Source organism: Bacteroides caccae (assembly GCF_002222615.2).
Lineage (GTDB): Bacteria > Bacteroidota > Bacteroidia > Bacteroidales > Bacteroidaceae > Bacteroides > Bacteroides caccae.
On the sequence record NZ_CP022412.2, the window covers coordinates 313,917 to 331,315 of the forward strand.

Here is a 17,399-nt window from a genome sequence, read left to right on the forward strand (position 1 = left end):
TCTATTAAAGTCTCAAAATTAGTCATTTTCATCACAGCATTGTTCAGATGAAATAGATTATTAACAAATAAACTTTAATTCTACATTTTTCTTTCCAACCGTAAACTCTACTTTTGCTCCGTTTATAAGCGGCAAATTATGAGTAACATGCCCTACAGGAAAATTAAAGCAAACGGGGTAATCATACTCTTTTACCAAATCCGCCAGAGCAGCATACAACTCTTTGCCCAGCGAACAATCTTCTTCATATTCCGTAAACTGTCCGACAATCAGTCCAGATAATTTTTCAAGTACACCGCCCAATTTTAGATTATACATCATGCGTTCAATGGCATGAGGTCGTTCGCTGACATCTTCGATAAACAGCACAGTTCCTTCTGCCGGAATATCATAAGGAGTACCGCGCAAACCGTAAGCTACCGCCATATTCCCCCCACGAAGAACCCCCTGCGTACTGCCCTGCTTATTCAACTTATGTTTCTCACAAGTATAAGAAGGCAAGTTTCCGAACAGGATATCTTTCAAATAGTTTGTACACGGATCATCCTCCGGCTCTACCGCAAGATGACGTGCCATTAACGAATGCAACGAAGCATATCCGTTTTTCTGAAACAGATTGTGCAATGCAGTAATATCACTGAAGCCCAACAACCATTTCGGATATTCACGAAATGCCGTAAAATCAATCTTATCTATCAGATGTACAGCTCCATATCCTCCACGACTACTAAGGATAGCTTTCACTTTCGGATCATCCATTGCATCCTGCAAATCTTTCAGACGTTGGCTGATCGTGCCGGCATATCGCCCGGATGAACCTCCGGCGTGCTTTCCCATAACAACTTTCACCCCCCATGATTCAATCCGTTTCTTGGCACCTTTCAGGAATTGTTTGTCTATCTTACTGGAGGGCGATACGATAACTACTTTATCACCTTTCTGCAAAAAAGGAGGAAATTGAATATCCATATATGTTCTTATTTTTTTGACTTCCGTTGATAAAAATGTACCCAGTCCACTTCCATTTCTACCGGAAGATCTTCAGGACCGACCGCTCCGACCCACGAGCCTCCCAATTGCATATCAATCAGCAGGTAAAAAGGCTGATTAAAAGGGTATTGCCCTTCTTCTTTTGTTTGTATGCGAGGATAGGTAAACGTATGCATATCATTGATATAAAATGAAAGGCTGTCCGGATACATTTCTACTGCGTAAACATTGTACCGATCAGGATAAATAGGTCCCGTGGAATGAGACTTTGGATTTTCTGTGATGCCCAATGTGTAGGTATAATGAGAATGAACAGTCTGATAAGCAATTGAATCGTTATTCAAACGTTCCATAATATCAATTTCGCCACCGGACGGCCATGCCGCTTTTTCAGGTAACATCCAGATAGCCGGCCATGCCCCTTTCGCAGCATTCAACTTGGCACAAATTTCAATACGTCCGTTTATAAAAGCTTTCTTGCCTTTTGTATAAACACCGCCCGTCAAATAAGGAGCCGTGTCATTGGGCTGAACCTGATTGACGATACCTCTCAACACCAGTTTGCCTTCACGCATTGCATAACAAGAATCAAAGTCAGTCATGTAATTATTCCAATCCGACTTTCCTCGTGGAATCTTACTCCATACCTTTGAATCAAAATTCTTTTTTTGATTAAAGTTTTCTTTCCAGACCAAGGACCAACCTTCAGGAACCTTCGTCGTCTTGCACGAAACGAACAGCCAACAAAGGAGGATTAAGCTAACAAAAAATAGATTTTTAAACTGTTTCATGTCTTTTTTATTTCATTGGGGGATTCATTTGCAAAAATACAGGAAAAAACGATTCCATGCATATCTATCGACCAAAACAAATAAAATATAGCAAAATGTTACATAATGGATGTAATTTTTCGGATTGCAATCGCTATTTTTTCAATCCTTTTTCTGATATTTGCTAAAAATCTAACGTTATGGAACCTATTCAAAGTTTTGCCCAATTGACGGCTCATCTCAAAAAACTAAATCATAGAAAACGGATTGCCGTAGTCTGTGCCAATGATCCTAACACGGAATATGCTATTACCCGCGCATTGGAAGAAGGAATTGCGGAGTTTCTGATGATCGGAGATTCGGCTATTCTGGAAAAATATCCTACACTCAAACAATATCCCGAATACATAAAAATCATCCATATAGAAGATTCGGACGAGGCAGCACGCGAAGCGGTACGCATTGTCCGTGAGGGAGGAGCAGATATTCTGATGAAAGGAATTATTAATACGGACAACCTGTTGCACGCTATACTTGATAAAGAAAAAGGATTGCTTCCGAAAGGGAAAATTCTTACGCATCTGGCGGTAATGGAAATTCCAACGTATCACAAATTGCTTTTCTTCTCGGATGCTGCCGTTATTCCGCGTCCCACTTTGCAACAACGTATAGAAATGATCTGGTATGCTATATGCACGTGCCGCCACTTCGGTATTGAACAACCACGTATCGCCTTAATCCACTGTACGGAAAAAGTAAGCGCCAAGTTTCCCCACTCACTGGATTATGTAAATATCGTGGAACTTGCCGAAGCCGGAGAGTTCGGAAATGTAATTATTGACGGCCCGCTGGATGTACGTACCGCCTGCGAGCAGGCAAGCGGCGATATTAAAGGTATTGTATCTCCTATCAACGGACAAGCGGATGTGCTGATATTCCCCAATATAGAATCGGGTAATGCATTCTACAAATCTGTGTCCCTGTTTGCACAGGCAGAAATGGCGGGTTTATTGCAAGGACCGATCTGCCCAGTGGTACTTCCGTCTCGTAGTGACTCCGGCTTGTCCAAATATTATAGCATGGCAATGGCTTGCCTGCAAGTCTCAGGAGACTGTGAATGCAGAAAACAAATAAATCAAGTCCCCAATAATTCATAATTCAAAAATCAATATTGATGAAAATTCTAGTTATCAATCCCGGCTCCACTTCGACGAAGATTGCAGTATATGAAAATGAAACTCCGCTACTGGTCCGTAATATCAGCCATACAGTAGAAGAATTATCCGTTTATTCACAAGTGGTAGACCAGTTTGAATTTCGGAAGAATCTGGTACTCCAGGAGTTGGAAGCCAATAAGATACCTTTTGACTTTGATGCAGTCATCGGACGCGGAGGACTGGTAAAACCGATACCGGGTGGAGTATATGAGGTAAATGAAGCCATGAAACGTGATACGGTACACGCCATGCGCACTCATGCCTGTAACCTTGGAGGATTAATTGCAGACAAACTTGCTTCTTCCTTACCCAATTGTCGTGCTTTCATTGCCGATCCGGGAGTAGTGGATGAACTGGAAGATATAGCCCGTATCACAGGCTCACCGTTAATGCCCAAAATTACAATTTGGCATGCCTTGAACCAGAAAGCAATAGCACGCCGCTTCGCCAGAGAGCAGGGAACACAATACGAAGACCTTGATTTAATCATCTGCCATTTGGGAGGTGGTATTTCTATTGCAGTTCACCGCCATGGACGGGCTATTGATGCAAACAATGCGTTGGACGGCGAAGGCCCTTTCTCGCCGGAACGTGCAGGTACACTGCCTGCCGGTCAACTTATCGACCTTTGTTTTAGCGGACAGTTCACCAAAGATGAATTGAAGAAGCGTATTTCCGGACGTGCGGGACTGACAGCTCACTTGGGTACTACCGATGTACCTGTGATTATCAAATCCATAGAAGAAGGAGACAAAAAAGCGGAGTTCGTATTGGACGCCATGATTTATAACGTAGCAAAAGCAATAGGTGGCGCCGCTACTGTACTTTGTGGGAAGATAGATGCTATTCTCCTGACAGGAGGGATTGCTTACTCCGATTATGTCATTTCACGACTCAAAAAACGTATTTCTTTTTTAGCTCCGATCCATATTTATCCCGGAGAAAACGAAATGGAATCATTGGCTTTCAATGCGCTAGGGGCATTGAAAGGAGAACTTCCGATACAAATTTATAAATAACACAAACTTCCCATTCTTGAGTTTCACCGTTTTTATCGTATTGATAAAACGCTGATAATCAACACAAATCAATATATTTCTATCACCCTCAAAGCAAATATATGGAAAAAAACACCTCAACTATTTTTTGCCTTAACGCCCTCTTTCTTTTAAAGGAGGGAGTATTTTTAATAAAAGGGAGCGAAGCCCCCTCGACTTCACTCCCTCACAATCTTTCTCCTCTCATTTCCTAATACACGGAGAAACACGTTTGAATCAAAAAAAGTTACACCTATAATTATAAACTATTCATCCACCTTTAAAGTTCCGGCAGGTCTTTATTTCCGGTCTTATTCACCGGCGAACCGTCAGCGTTTACTTGAATAGAACCATCGCCATTGCAAACAAAAGCATTTCCATAAATATCTCCTAGCTTGCCACCTTCTTTAATACACATCCAATAGGCTATTGAGAATTCCTCCTGCCCGTAAGAGAACTGGGTATGGGATGCAGAGAATATTGCCTTCCATTACATAATGAATACCTGTGCCTTCAAAAGCTCGGTCCAAAATTTCGGATACCGACTGATTGTTGGCAGCTACATTAACTACCCGTTTTACATCTACTGTTTTTTTGTTGTAGACAAACAAATAGTTGGTCTGTGACTCTATTTTAGAGAGTAACTCACTTACTTTCAGCGTTGAGTGGGGAATGCTGATTTTTGCACTCTGAGAGTATCCATTCTCACAATAAGCTTGAAATGTTACGAACAGAAGAAGGAATAAAGTGATCTTCATAGTTAGTATTATTTGCTTAGATTCTAAACTTTTTGGGCAAAAAAGCCCTTTCAAAGAAATTTTTCTCATATCTTTGCAACGTGTTAAGTTAATAAATTGATTAAGGTCGATTTTTGACTGTTTCGAATCGGAAAGTATGGGGGTACTTTCCGATTCTCTTTTAATGAGATGCTATTGACTGTTATTCATAATTGTTATGCTTTTAAGGGTTAGTACTAATTTAAGGTATATATTTAGCGTGAGCTCATTTCTTTATTTTATAAAGATACTGTCTTTTTCGGCACTTATGGAGTAAATAAACGAATGATCTTTCTGAATTACTTTCAGTACGTGTTCCACCCCATCCTGATCTTTAAACTTACCCGTGCAACGATAATTCAGTACTTTCGGATTCTCCACAACGATCTTCACTTTATAATATTTCTCCAGTTTACCAAGCAACAGGTTAAAAGGAGTATCATCAAAACAGTATAAACCATCTTTCCAACGGAGATAATCAAAATCAGTAAAACGCTCCTTTCTGAACTTTCCGTCCCAGAAAATAAAAACCTCGTTCACCCACAGACGTGTAAGCGAATGTTCGCTGCCTTTCGCATAGATATCGACAATACCTTCAAGCAAAGTAGTTGTAAATTCATTGCTACCCCGGTAAGCACACACATTAAAATGTGTTTCCACTACTCTCACCTGATTAGTTTCCGTATTTACATAGAATGGGATTTCTTTATTTTTCGCCACCTCGAAGTAAGCTCCTCCGTCTAGTTCCACATTCCTCTCATTCCGTCCGAAATCATGGGAGTATGTTAATGTAGACTGTGCATTCAGCCATACTTTCGTACCGTCTGCCAAAGTAATCTGTGCTCGCTGGCCAGCAGGCACTGTCACTGTCTGCAGATGCGCTGTATTACCATAATGATACTCCTTGAATAAAAAAACACAACTGATTGCTACTACTATAACGGCAGCTATACGGGCACTCTACCTTAACATAGGTAAGATATGAGTACCCACAGCCACTTTCTCTCCCTTATTGTTTATTTTGGTATTGGTGAAAAGGGCAATATCGAACAACATATGTTCTTTCTGCAATGTCCGACGGTTTTCCTCCGATTCATTCACCCAGTTAAGAAGACATTTTTCTTCCTCAACAGTAGTGTTACCCTTAAAATATTTATGTAATAACTCAACGGAAACTTTTGCAGAAAAGCAAAAGTTTAGACAAAAAAATAACCCGACTTCTAGTAATCGGGTTATTCTATATTATATTAAAACTGTCACTTTTTACTTCTTTTCCGGTCTTGGCAACAAAACCTTTCTAGAAAGTTTGAATTTACCGGTTTTAGGATCAATATCAATCAATTTTACATCAATTTCGTCACCCTCTTTAATTCCGGCTTCTTCCACTGTTTCCAAACGTTTCCAGTCTATTTCAGAAATGTGCAGCAAACCGTCCTTACCCGGCAAAAATTCGATGAACGCACCGTAAGGCATGATAGAACGAACCTTACCTTTGTACACTTCACCCACTTCGGGAACAGCAACAATTGCCTTGATCATGCGCATTGCATCGTCAATACATTTCTTATTAGTACCTGAAACTTCGATACGTCCCACACCTTCTGTTTCTTCGATAGTGATGACAGCACCGGTCTCTTCCTGCATACCTTGAATTATTTTACCACCAGGACCAATCACAGCACCGATAAATTCTTTAGGAATTGTCATGGTTTCAATGCGGGGAGCATGTTCTTTCAAGTCTGCACGCGGTTCAGCGATTGTTTCAGCAATCTTATCCAAGATGTGCATACGCCCTTCCTTAGCCTGGTTCAATGCACGTTCCAAGATTTCATAAGACAGACCGTCTACCTTAATATCCATTTGCGTAGCAGTAATACCATCTCTTGTTCCAGTCACCTTGAAGTCCATATCTCCGAGGTGGTCTTCATCACCGAGGATATCAGACAATACTGCATATTTATCTTCACCTGCATTCTTAATCAGTCCCATTGCAATACCTGATACCGGCTTCTTGATCTTCACACCTGCATCCATTAATGCCAATGTTCCGGCACATACGGTAGCCATAGAAGAAGAACCATTAGATTCGAGAATTTCTGAAACAACACGTACTACGTACGGATAGTCAGCAGGAATCTGTCCTTTCAAAGCGCGCCAAGCCAAGTGGCCATGACCAATTTCACGACGACCTACGCCGCGTTGTGCTTTTGCCTCACCAGTGGAAAAAGGAGGGAAATTATAATGTAACAGGAAACGTTCTTTTCCGTGTTCCAATACATTGTCAATAATCTTTTCATCGAGTTTTGTACCCAGTGTGACAGAAGTCAGTGATTGAGTTTCACCACGAGTAAAGATAGCAGATCCGTGAGGACCGGGTAGGTAACCTACTTCACACCAAATCGGGCGAATTTCGGTAGTTTTACGACCATCCAGGCGTTTGCCTTCATCAAGAATAGAACGGCGCATTGCTTCTTTTTCTACATCGTGATAATAACGGTCGATCAAAGCCGCTTTTTCTTCCAGTTCCTCTTCTGAGAACTGAGCCTTAAACTCTTCACAAATAGCTTCGAAAGCAGCAAAACGTTCATGTTTATTGTTATTTCCGGAAGCAGCAACAGCATAAGCCTTGTCATAACAAGCTTCACGAACTGCCTTACGCAAGTCTTCGTCGTTTACCTCATGGTCATATTCACGTTTTACGGTTTTGCCAACTTCTTCAGTCAACTCCATCTGAGCTTTGCAATGTACCTTAATTGCTTCGTGAGCCACTTTCATAGCCTCTAGCAATTCTGCTTCGGATACTTCGTGCATTTCGCCTTCTACCATCATGATATTTTCATAAGTAGCAGCCACCATAAGGTCCATATCAGCTTTTTCCAGTTGCTCAAAAGTCGGATTGATTACAAACTGACCGTCAATACGCGCTACACGCACTTCGGAAATCGGTCCGTTAAATGGAATATCTGAAACAGCAAGTGCTGCAGAAGCTGCAAGTCCTGCCAATGCGTCCGGCATATCTACACCATCTGCTGAGAAGAGGATGATATTTACATATACCTCTGCATGATAATTGTCGGGGAATAAGGGGCGGAGAGCACGGTCAACAAGACGGCAGGTCAGGATCTCATAATCAGAAGCCCGACCTTCTCTTTTGGTAAAACCACCGGGGAAACGGCCGAATGCCGCAAATTTTTCTTTGTACTCTACCTGTAAAGGCATAAAATCTGTTCCGGGAACTGCATCTTTAGCGGCACAAACAGTAGCCAACAACATGGTGTTTCCCATGCGTAGCATTACAGAACCGTCTGCCTGTTTTGCCAACTTTCCCGTCTCGAGTGTGATGGTTCTTCCATCAGGTAACTCGATCGTCTTAACAATTGGGTTAATCATAAAAATTGTTTTATCTATACTTTTTCTTTCAAAATTCCTGCAAAGATATACATTTATCGTGGTAATTAGGTGGAAATGAGCTAAAAAGTTAGTTAGTAACTGATTTTTTTTCTAAATTAGGATGAAGAACACTGCAAAATGCTTTGACTAATCTCGAAAAGACGTATATTTGCACCTTGTAAAAAACACACGAGATATGAAAAAGATTACTTTTGTTGCGCTTGCCGCACTTACTATTACAGCTTGTAGTTCCGGTCCTAAATTCCAAGTGAACGGAGATATTTCAGGAGCCGACGGAAAAATGCTTTATCTCGAAGCGTCCGGCCTTGAAGGGATCGCCGCATTGGACTCGGTCAAACTGAAAGGAGAAGGAGCATTCAGTTTCAAACAGCCCCGCCCCGAATCACCCGAATTTTACCGTTTGCGAATAGACGACAAAGTCATTAACTTTTCTGTCGATTCTATCGAAACGCTCCAGATAAAAGCACCGTATGTAGACTTTTCAACTGCGTACACCATAGAAGGTTCCGGAAACAGCAACAAAATAAAAGAGCTAACGCTGAAACAAATCGATCTTCAAAAGAATGTGGACGACTTGCTAGCTACATTACGCAACAATAATATCAGCCACGATATTTTCGAAGACAGCCTGGCCACGTTGCTCAATAACTATAAAGAGGATGTGAAAGTAAACTATATATTCGCAGCACCGAATACGGCAGCCGCTTATTTCGCCCTGTTCCAAAAGCTCAACAACTATCTGATATTCGATCCGTTGAACAACAAAGACGATGTGAAATGTTTTGCAGCCGTAGCTACCAGCCTCAACAATACATATCCCGATGCAGTACGCTCCAAGAACCTTTATAATATCGTTATTAAAGGTATGAAAAACACACGTCAACCCCAGGCAAAAGCACTGGAGATTCCACAGGAAAAAATTGTAGAAACCGGCATCATCGACATTGCTTTGCGCGACATACACGGGAATGTGCGCAAGTTGACTGACCTGAAAGGCAAAGTCGTATTACTCGACTTCTCCGTATTCCAGTCACCGGCAGGCGCTCCCCACAATATGTTGCTTCGCGAACTATATAATAAGTATGCTTCACAGGGATTGGAAATTTACCAGATCTCTCTCGATGCGGACGAACACTACTGGAAAACGGCAGCAGCCAACCTCCCTTGGATATGTGTGCGTGACGGCAACGGAGTTTATTCCACCAATGTAGCTGTATATAATGTTCGCCAGGTTCCATCTATCTTTTTGATTAACCGCAACAACGAATTGAAACTTCGTGGCGAGGATATCAAGGATTTGGAAGCATCCGTCAAGTCATTACTCTAAGTTGTTATAAATTAGCATATTTCATTTAAATATGTTACATAGCAGCATTTTTTGCTTGACACGTATCACTTAAAAAGCTATCTTTGCAAAGAAATAATGAAAAGAGGGTTCCAACATGGCACATGTTGGAATTCTTTTTTGTTTATATGACCATTTAAAACAATTAAAGGAGGAAAACATCATGGCTTATATGTCAGAAGAAGGTTACAAGAAACTTATGGCGGAACTGAAAGAACTGGAAACAGTGGAACGCCCGAAGATCTCCGCGGCAATAGCCGAAGCAAGAGATAAAGGAGACTTGTCAGAAAATGCAGAGTACGATGCAGCCAAAGAGGCACAAGGTCTGTTGGAAATGCGTATCAACAAACTGAAAACAGTGATTGCGGATGCAAAAATCATTGATGAGTCCAAGCTCAAAACTGATTCCGTACAGATTTTAAATAAGGTGGAACTGAAAAATGTAAAGAATGGTATGAAGATGACTTATACCATCGTTTCCGAAAGTGAAGCTAACCTGAAGGAAGGAAAAATTTCAGTAAACACCCCGATTGCACAAGGTCTGCTTGGCAAGAAGATCGGTGATGTAGCAGAAATTACAGTACCGCAAGGCAAAATTGCATTAGAAGTAGTAAACATATCCATTTAACGTTAAGGCAGGTCTCCGTATGAGGCTTGCCTTATTTTATCAATAAAAGTTATGGCAACAATATTCAGCAGAATCATCGCAGGCGAAATCCCCTGCTACAAGGTGGCGGAAAACGACAAGTTCTTCGCATTTCTCGATATCAACCCGTTGGTAAAGGGACATACATTGGTAGTGCCCAAACAAGAAGTAGACTATATTTTCGATTTGAGCGATGAAGACCTGGCTGCAATGCACGTATTTGCAAAGCAGGTAGCCCGTGCCATCGAAAAGGCCTTCCCGTGCAAGAAGGTGGGTGAAGCAGTGATTGGACTGGAAGTTCCTCACGCACATATTCATTTAATCCCTATCCAGAAGGAATCGGATATGCTGTTCTCTAATCCGAAACTGAAATTGTCGGACGAAGAATTCAAGTCTATCGCACAAGCAATCAACTCCTCTCTATAAAACATGATGACAAAATAACGAAAGGCGTCTTGCGAAGGACGCCTTTTTCTTTTCCTGCTTCTTTCAGAAAAAACTCTCATTTTTTCAACGGGTCCGGAGACTTGTCACGGCTTTCGGCCACTTCAACCAGATAAACACCGGCACAAATAAACACTATGGCAAAGGTCTGCGTCCAACTGAAACGGTCCTGTCCGATAGCTAGTGAAGTGATAGTAGCAACAATCAGAATCAGATAGCCATAAATGGCAACAACGGTTGTTTTGAGATATTTCAATCCGATCGGAATCAGCAAATAACTGACTGTGGTAGGAAATATCAATACAAACATCAGTATCAAGAAAGGTTGCCAATGGATAGGTATTGTCAGTACAGGAGCATCAAAACCCGTGATAGCCGTAACAATCAAACCGGTAATGGCAGCTCCCGTAAATGTATAACGCAACATCGTCATCGCTCCCACGTTTGCAAGGATACGTTGGCTCATTACCAGATAGATAGCATAAGCTACGGAACTAAGCAAACAAAGCATATTCCCTGTAAATGCATCCGAAGCAAGGTCGTCACTTTTCTGAGTCAAGATGCACACCAGAGCTCCGACCAGCCCGATAGCCATACCTACTATTTTTTTCACTGACACCTTTTCTTTATAGAACACAATCATAATCACAAACACCCAAATAGGTTCCAAACTAGTAAAAATAGAACTGGAAACAGGCGTAGTCTTACTCAACCCGATAAGATAAAGGAACATAAAGCCGTACAACCCCAACGCCCCCAACAGAAGCAACAGGATTTTTTCTTTCGGAGTGGACTGTTCCTTCGGCATGAACCAGCCGATAATCCAAAAAGCGACCGCTGCAAACGTACAACGGATTGCCGCTCCCGTTAGCGGACTCATCCACAACGGAAGAAGAAATTTCAACGCATTCATATTAAAACCACCGAATATCTTTGAAACGGCCATGCTGACGTTAGCTTCCAGTTTTTTATTTCTCATCTTTATTTCAATTGGTCGTTAAACAAAAAAGTATCACGGCAACGGTATGCCCAGAAGAAAGTGCCAACAGTAATCAACAGATTGAAGATAAACGGAAATTCCTGCGACTGTGTATGAAATACCCATTGCAGAAAATCACCAATGAAAGGATAAAGCAAAATTGCCAGATAATTCATCATCATCACAAATGCCAGTGCCATTGTTGCCTTCTGTGGAAGCGCCGCATGAGTCGTTTTCTCGTACAACATAGGCTGAATAACGCCATATCCCAATCCGACAAGCAGACAACCCGGAATAATGAGCCACTCCAACGGAGCTATCCAGATTAATAACAACCCTAAAGCTATGGATAACAGACTATATGCCTTGGTACGTTCTTTTAGAAGGCCGACAATCTTATTCAAGCAGAAGCCCGGAGCCGTAATAGCCAGGAAGAAAAGCGAAATCATCAACCCCGAATTACCGCTGGAAAAATGATGTTTTTCCATTAAGAAAGGCAGATTGAAAATCACCACTACTACAATATAAGTAATTATCCCGTAAAAAGCCATTAACTGTATCAGATGCCTGATATGGATACCATATTTACCACCTCCTATATCTATGGATGAATCTTCGGCTTCCGAATCATCTTTCTGAGAAGAAGATACGGCAGCTTCCGGCTGAGTCGTCTTTAGATGTCCAACCAGCAGAATAGAAATCAAGGGAAGCAGATAGACCAGAAAAGGCAAATGCCAACTGACTTCTGCCAGATATCCGGTTACAGCAGTCGCTATAACCAAAGTAAAATTAGTAATCGCCGAACTTAACCCGAATTGCTTCACCCGATATGTACCCACAAAATACCTGGAAACCAATCCGGTGGACAAAGGAATAATCAACCCTGCCCCTACACCAAGCAAGGCACTTACCACTATTAATTGCCACATTTTATTGGAAAGCAAATATAACACTCCACTTGTTGCAAACAGCCATAGCCCGACTTGCAACACACGGACAAAATCAACTTTTTCCGTCAATTTACCACCGAGCAATATAAAAGGGATAATCAGCAACGATGGCAACGAAGTCAACATCTGAATATCCAGATCCGTAGCTTTTGGAAATATTTTTGTAAGATCACCCAAAATAGGTGAAACAGCCAACCCTGGCAGAGACGTCAATGCCGAAATAGACCATATAGCTATTAAAGTTATGAGAGGGATCGTCCCTTTACCTGTCTTTATTTTCATATACTTGCTCGTTAAAAGTTTAGATTGGAAGAACAACAATACTTCCGGTATAAAGTTCAAAATAACAAGAAATGATTTTTGAAGAAAAAAGACATTTGCATGATAGACTCGAATGAAAATGAAGAGAAAAATATCCAGAATCTGAACGAAATTCCCCCAAAAGACCACCTGAAAACTATCAAAAACCACCTAAAAACTATCCACCGATAGCTTTTGGGTCAAAATCCGTCGGATTCTACCCCGTCGTATCTGAAAAAATGCCGTAAACTTGCATCATCGAATTACAACGAATACTCACAATTTAAAAAGCAACGCATATGAAAAGTTTAAGCTTCAGAAAAGATTTAGTAGGAGTACAAGATGAATTACTCCGGTTCGCTTATAAACTGACAACCGACCGCGAAGAAGCAAACGATTTGTTGCAGGAAACATCATTGAAAGCATTAGATAACGAAGATAAATATACGCCTGATACTAATTTCAAAGGATGGATGTATACTATCATGCGCAACATCTTTATCAACAACTACCGCAAAGTAGTTCGCGACCAAACATTCATCGACCGGACCGATAACCTTTATCACCTGAACCTGCCACAAGACGCCGGTTTTGAGAGTACAGAAAAGGCTTATGACCTGAAAGAGATGCACCGTGTGGTCAACACACTTCCTAAAGAATATAAAGTCCCGTTCGCGATGCACGTTTCCGGCTTCAAATATCGTGAAATAGCAGAAAAGCTGAATCTTCCGTTAGGAACGGTAAAGAGCCGTATCTTCTTCACACGCCAAAAATTGCAGGAAGAATTAAAAGACTTCCGCTAAACGGCAAAGAGTCCGGCGTCTATGTTGAAACGCCATTTTTCAGTTAAGTCAATAGGTATAAAAAAGCAAAAGGAGCTGTTCTTCTTTTGCTTTTTTTATTTTCCCGCCTCCCTATTCTTATTGATCTCACTATCCATTATTCCTCTCTCCCTACTTATTTTTTTTCGTTTAACTATATCTTACACACTAATGAAACTCCCTACATACGGGAAAAACTTCCCCCCTTAATAAACGCCAAATAATGTAAAAGCCGAAAACTTTCAAAACTATCTGCTGTTGTTGTGGGAAATTCGACGGGGAAAATCCCCATCGCCCTAAACCTTTTAAAAAACAAATTAGTATGGAAGATTTAAATTTCAGAAAAGGTGATGCAAAAACCGATGTATTTGGCTCAGACAGAATGCTACAACCCTCTCCGGTAGAGAAAATTCCTGATGGCCCTACTACTCCTGAAGTCGCTTATCAAATGGTGAAAGACGAAACATTCGCCCAAACTCAACCACGTTTGAACCTGGCTACTTTCGTTACCACTTATATGGACGAATATGCAACCAAGCTGATGAACGAAGCTATCAATATCAATTATATTGATGAAACAGAGTATCCACGTATCGCAGTAATGAATGGTAAATGTATCAATATCGTTGCCAACTTATGGAACTCTCCCGAAAAAGACACATGGAAAACAGGTGCATTGGCAATCGGTTCTTCAGAAGCTTGTATGCTGGGTGGTGTAGCTGCATGGTTGCGCTGGCGTAAGAAAAGACAGGCTCAAAGCAAACCATTCGATAAACCAAATTTCGTTATTTCAACAGGTTTCCAGGTGGTATGGGAGAAGTTTGCACAGTTGTGGCAGATTGAAATGCGTGAAGTGCCTTTGACACTTGATAAAACCACACTCGACCCCGAAGAAGCATTGAAGATGTGTGACGAAAATACAATCTGTGTCGTACCTATCCAAGGTGTTACATGGACAGGATTGAACGATGATGTTGAAGCATTAGATAAAGCACTTGATGCTTACAACGCAAAAACTGGTTATGACATTCCTATCCACGTAGACGCCGCAAGCGGTGGTTTCATCCTTCCGTTCCTTTATCCGGAAAAGAAGTGGGACTTCCGTTTGAAATGGGTGCTTTCTATCAGTGTATCCGGTCACAAATTCGGTTTAGTATATCCAGGACTTGGTTGGGTTTGCTGGAAAGGCAAAGAATATCTGCCCGAAGAAATGGCGTTCAGCGTAAATTATCTGGGTGCTAACATCACACAGGTAGGTCTGAACTTCTCCCGTCCTGCCGCTCAGATTCTGGGACAATATTACCAATTCATTCGTTTAGGATTCCAGGGATACAAAGAAGTACAATACAATTCGTTGATGATCGCTAAATATATCCACGATGAAATCGCCAAAATGGCTCCGTTCGTCAATTACTCCGAAGATGTAGTGAACCCATTGTTCATCTGGTATCTCAAACCTGAATACGCCAAAGCAGCCAAATGGACGTTATATGACCTACAAGACAAATTGTCTCAACATGGTTGGATGGTTCCGGCTTATACATTACCTTCTAAACTGGAAGACTATGTAGTAATGCGTGTCGTTGTCCGCCAAGGATTCAGCCGCGATATGGCAGACATGTTACTAGGTGACATCAACAATGCTGTTGCCGAACTAGAAAAACTGGATTATCCGACTCCTACCCGTATGGCTCAGGAAAAGAATCTTCCGGTAGAAACAAAGATGTTCAACCATGGTGGCCGCCGTCACAAAACAGTTAAATAAGAATAGATCTATGGATAAAAAAGTAACACTCGCTCAATTGAAAGAAGTGGTACAGGAGGCATACGACCAGGTAAAAACCAATACAGGAGGCAAGAATGCCGACTATATTCCTTACTTGGCAAATGTCAATAAAGATCTCTTCGGAATTAGTGTCTGCCTGCTCAACGGGCAGACTATCCATGTGGGAGATACTGATTACCGCTTCGGAATAGAATCCGTATCGAAAGTACATACCGCTATCCTTGCATTACGTCAATATGGCGCCAAGGAAATTCTGGACAAGATCGGAGCTGATGCAACCGGCTTGCCTTTCAACTCAATCATCGCTATCTTACTGGAGAACGACCATCCGTCTACTCCATTAGTAAACGCCGGTGCTATTTCTGCTTGCAGTATGGTGAAGCCTATCGGTGACTCTGCCAAGAAATGGGATGCTATCGTTGGAAACGTAACCGATTTGTGCGGCAGCGCTCCTCAGCTGATTGATGAATTATATAAATCCGAATCGGATACGAACTTCAATAACCGTTCTATTGCCTGGTTGTTGAAAAACTACAACCGTATCTACGATGATCCGGATATGTCGTTAGACCTCTATACCCGCCAATGTTCATTAGGAGTTACTGCATTACAGCTTTCTGTTGCTGCCGGGACAATTGCCAATGGTGGTGTGAACCCAGTGACTAAAAAGGAAGTTTTCGATGCTAGCCTTGCTCCTAAAATCACAGCCATGATTGCTGCAGTAGGTTTCTACGAACATACCGGTGACTGGATGTACACTTCCGGAATCCCTGCAAAAACAGGTGTAGGTGGTGGGGTAATGGGCGTATTACCCGGACAATTCGGTATCGCTGCATTCGCTCCTCCTTTGGACGGATCGGGTAACTCTGTAAAAGCTCAGTTGGCTATCGAATACATCATGAACAAACTAAGATTGAATGTATTTGGTAACAATCGTATCACTATAGTTGATTAACGACTCTCTCTATGAAAAAGATGAAAGGTTACTGTCTGCAGATAGTAACCTTTTTTCTTCTTCCCGGTTATACTTCAATATGAAGGATATTATCTTTTATAAAAGCATTATGTTTTTGCCTCTTGTACGGATTGCGCCGGAGTTTCTTGTCCGACAGCCTTCTCCTTTTCTTCCTCCTCTTCTGCATAATATTGCTTCTTCCGCTTGTTGGACTGCTGAATAAGATTCGTGATATACACTGTAAAGATAGGAAACATCATCATTCCTAACGCTGCCAACAGTACGGACAACACTCTACCGGTCACCGTTACCGCTATTATATTCGACCCGACAGTAGTTACATCCATAAATGCCCACCACAATGCATCCCCATAACTATGGACAAGCGGATTTACTTTATGCTCAAGCACAAAGAAAGCAAGACTGGAGAAATAAACAGTAGCCAGCAACATCGTCAGATAAGAAACGAACAGGCTCGAAGCCTTATTGTACGTCAGCCAGCCGACCACAATCGCCAGCGCATATCCCCCCCTCAACAAAGGAATAAAACGGAGTAGATAAGTAATTTCGGGAGAAAAAGTCCATCCATAATAAGCAATAATGTTCTGATAAGGAATGGCTACCAACAGGAAAATGAAATGTGTCCGTAAATAACGTCCTTTGTGTTTCGCCAGAAAAAATTCCAATACAAAATCGAAAAGAAACCAAATGCAAATCCACAACTGGGTTTTCATATAAGACGACTGTGTATAAAAAGGAATTCCCTTAAAAGTATCTACCGAGATACTAATTACGAGAAAAAGAGACATCACCAATATAATAATGTGGAGAATGCCATAAATGCCCTTTTTCCCTAAGATAAAATCTGAAAGTGCTGATTTCATAACTACTTAGTTTATAATAAAATGATTCGTATGTAATTTATAATGCTTAGAAACAATCGGAGAAAGCGATTGTTTTGAAACAGACAAA

Annotated in this window: 15 protein-coding genes and 2 pseudogenes; 8 read left to right on the forward strand and 9 right to left on the reverse strand. The window is 41.4% G+C overall.

Annotation, left to right across the window (positions count from 1 at the left end; translation table 11 throughout):
• Nucleotides 1-60 precede the first annotated feature (60 nt).
• Together CGC64_RS01335 and CGC64_RS01340 are read right to left on the reverse strand one after the other, a co-directional pair.
• Nucleotides 61-969: a S66 peptidase family protein gene (locus CGC64_RS01335; protein ID WP_005675526.1), complete on the reverse strand. Its 909-nt coding sequence runs from the start codon at nt 967-969 to the stop codon at nt 61-63.
• An 8-nt stretch (nt 970-977) separates the two neighbouring features.
• Nucleotides 978-1,781, reverse strand: coding sequence for a glycoside hydrolase family 16 protein (locus tag CGC64_RS01340; protein ID WP_005675525.1), 804 nt, complete (start codon nt 1,779-1,781; stop codon nt 978-980).
• Nucleotides 1,782-1,960: 179 nt separating this feature from the next.
• Between CGC64_RS01340 and CGC64_RS01345 the strand changes: the two genes are divergently transcribed.
• Complete coding sequence (locus tag CGC64_RS01345; protein ID WP_005675524.1) at nt 1,961-2,917, forward strand: phosphate acyltransferase; 957 nt, start codon at nt 1,961-1,963, stop codon at nt 2,915-2,917.
• Between the two features lie 17 nt (nt 2,918-2,934).
• The gene (buk, locus tag CGC64_RS01350) at nt 2,935-3,996 is read left to right on the forward strand and encodes a butyrate kinase (protein WP_005675523.1); all 1,062 of its coding nucleotides are present in this window, start codon (nt 2,935-2,937) and stop codon (nt 3,994-3,996) included.
• A gap of 298 nt (nt 3,997-4,294) precedes the next feature.
• Here the strand turns inward: buk and CGC64_RS18745 are convergent, their stop codons facing one another.
• The 4 genes and pseudogenes from CGC64_RS18745 to pnp form a co-directional block, all read right to left on the reverse strand.
• Nucleotides 4,295-4,432 (reverse strand): hypothetical protein, encoded by a 138-nt coding sequence (locus CGC64_RS18745; RefSeq protein WP_005675522.1) that lies wholly within the window; start codon nt 4,430-4,432, stop codon nt 4,295-4,297.
• Between the two features lie 64 nt (nt 4,433-4,496).
• Nucleotides 4,497-4,841 (reverse strand): annotated as a pseudogene (locus tag CGC64_RS01355) (STN domain-containing protein); the annotation flags it as partial.
• Nucleotides 4,842-5,024: 183 nt separating this feature from the next.
• Nucleotides 5,025-5,957 (reverse strand): annotated as a pseudogene (locus CGC64_RS01360) (FecR family protein); the annotation flags it as partial.
• A gap of 96 nt (nt 5,958-6,053) precedes the next feature.
• Entirely contained in the window at nt 6,054-8,180 is a 2,127-nt protein-coding gene (gene pnp, locus CGC64_RS01365) for a polyribonucleotide nucleotidyltransferase (protein ID WP_005675516.1), read from the reverse strand.
• Between the two features lie 196 nt (nt 8,181-8,376).
• Between pnp and CGC64_RS01370 the strand changes: the two genes are divergently transcribed.
• The 3 genes from CGC64_RS01370 (at nt 8,377) to CGC64_RS01380 (ending at nt 10,618) form a co-directional block, all read left to right on the forward strand.
• Nucleotides 8,377-9,528 (forward strand): TlpA disulfide reductase family protein, encoded by a 1,152-nt coding sequence (locus CGC64_RS01370; RefSeq protein WP_005675515.1) that lies wholly within the window; start codon nt 8,377-8,379, stop codon nt 9,526-9,528.
• 181 nt (nt 9,529-9,709) lie between these two features.
• Nucleotides 9,710-10,174, forward strand: coding sequence for a transcription elongation factor GreA (gene greA / locus CGC64_RS01375; protein WP_032838703.1), 465 nt, complete (start codon nt 9,710-9,712; stop codon nt 10,172-10,174).
• A gap of 51 nt (nt 10,175-10,225) precedes the next feature.
• Entirely contained in the window at nt 10,226-10,618 is a 393-nt protein-coding gene (locus CGC64_RS01380) for an HIT family protein (protein WP_005675513.1), read from the forward strand.
• A gap of 76 nt (nt 10,619-10,694) precedes the next feature.
• Here the strand turns inward: CGC64_RS01380 and CGC64_RS01385 are convergent, their stop codons facing one another.
• Entirely contained in the window at nt 10,695-11,615 is a 921-nt protein-coding gene (locus CGC64_RS01385; RefSeq protein WP_005675512.1) for a DMT family transporter, read from the reverse strand.
• A gap of 2 nt (nt 11,616-11,617) precedes the next feature.
• Entirely contained in the window at nt 11,618-12,847 is a 1,230-nt protein-coding gene (locus CGC64_RS01390) for an MFS transporter (RefSeq protein WP_005675511.1), read from the reverse strand.
• 317 nt (nt 12,848-13,164) lie between these two features.
• On the opposite strand from CGC64_RS01390, the gene CGC64_RS01395 reads away from it, so the two are divergent.
• From CGC64_RS01395 to glsA, 3 genes are all read left to right on the forward strand, one after another.
• On the forward strand, nt 13,165-13,668 hold the full coding sequence (locus tag CGC64_RS01395) for an RNA polymerase sigma factor (protein WP_005675509.1): 504 nt from the start codon (nt 13,165-13,167) through the stop codon (nt 13,666-13,668).
• 340 nt (nt 13,669-14,008) lie between these two features.
• Entirely contained in the window at nt 14,009-15,451 is a 1,443-nt protein-coding gene (locus tag CGC64_RS01400) for a glutamate decarboxylase (RefSeq protein ID WP_005675508.1), read from the forward strand.
• 10 nt (nt 15,452-15,461) lie between these two features.
• Entirely contained in the window at nt 15,462-16,427 is a 966-nt protein-coding gene (gene glsA, locus CGC64_RS01405; RefSeq protein ID WP_005682998.1) for a glutaminase A, read from the forward strand.
• A gap of 107 nt (nt 16,428-16,534) precedes the next feature.
• Here the strand turns inward: glsA and CGC64_RS01410 are convergent, their stop codons facing one another.
• Nucleotides 16,535-17,311 carry a potassium channel family protein gene (locus CGC64_RS01410; protein ID WP_005675506.1) on the reverse strand — a complete coding sequence of 259 codons (777 nt, stop codon included), beginning with the start codon at nt 17,309-17,311 and terminating at the stop codon, nt 16,535-16,537.
• Nucleotides 17,312-17,399 lie beyond the last annotated feature (88 nt).